The sequence below is a fragment of the Nostoc sp. CALU 1950 genome (assembly GCF_051172895.1).
Taxonomy (GTDB): domain Bacteria; phylum Cyanobacteriota; class Cyanobacteriia; order Cyanobacteriales; family Nostocaceae; genus Nostoc; species Nostoc edaphicum_A.
The window spans coordinates 1-253 of record NZ_JBDNJQ010000488.1; the positions used below are offsets into that span (position 1 = coordinate 1).

Consider the following 253-nt stretch of genomic DNA (forward strand, 5'->3'; position numbering starts at 1 on the left):
AATTTATCGAGTTTGTTTTCTCTATTATATGCAGCTTCATATAAAATTGGTATAAGTTGCTTAAGGACAGAGGTCGCCTTTTCAGGAGAGGCAATAATTGCAGTTTCTGTGATTTCTAACTTTAAGTTGCTAGGGTTAAGACTAGTATCTTCGAGAATTTGGCTGATTTGTTCAATTAGATCAGGTTGAGAAAACTGTTTAGGGATTTGCAAGAAAATAAGATACCAATTAAACGGGGAAAATTGTGATATCC

Annotated in this window: 1 protein-coding gene; it reads right to left on the bottom strand. The window is 34.0% G+C overall.

Annotated features, from left to right (window positions below; all coding sequences use genetic code 11):
- Positions 1-253: hypothetical protein (locus tag ABF638_RS38515; RefSeq protein ID WP_435027972.1), on the bottom strand; the 253-nt coding region annotated here is incomplete at both ends.